This is a genomic window from Pseudomonas sp. AOB-7, assembly GCF_003696305.1.
Lineage (GTDB): Bacteria > Pseudomonadota > Gammaproteobacteria > Pseudomonadales > Pseudomonadaceae > Aquipseudomonas.
This window is the reverse complement of sequence record NZ_RFFK01000058.1, coordinates 1-332: the sequence shown is the minus strand read 5'-3', so window position 1 is coordinate 332 and position 332 is coordinate 1. Positions and strand designations below refer to the sequence as shown.

At 70.5% G+C, this 332-nt stretch carries 1 protein-coding gene; it reads left to right on the top strand.

Translation table 11 applies throughout. The annotated features are described in order from the left end of the window. A partial coding sequence (locus EA796_RS22990; RefSeq protein WP_178082602.1) for an L-serine ammonia-lyase, iron-sulfur-dependent, subunit alpha occupies positions 1-332 on the top strand: 332 nt, incomplete at both ends.

The following is a 332-nucleotide window of genomic DNA, read 5'->3' as shown; positions in this document are numbered from 1 at the left end:
GGCGCCGAAGTCGGCTGCCAGGGCGAGGTGGGCTCGGCCTGCGCCATGGCCGCGGCGGGTTTGGCCGAAGTGCTCGGCGCCAGCCCCGAGCAACTGGAAAACGCCGCCGAGATCGGCCTGGAACACAACCTGGGGCTGACCTGCGACCCGGTCGGCGGGCTGGTGCAGGTGCCGTGCATCGAGCGCAACGCGATCGCCGCGGTGAAGGCGATCAACGCGGCGCAGATGGCCCTGCGCGGCGACGGCGAGCACCACATCTCGCTGGACCGGGTGATTCGCACCATGCGCGACACCGGCGCCGACATGCACGACAAGTACAAGGAAACCTCGCG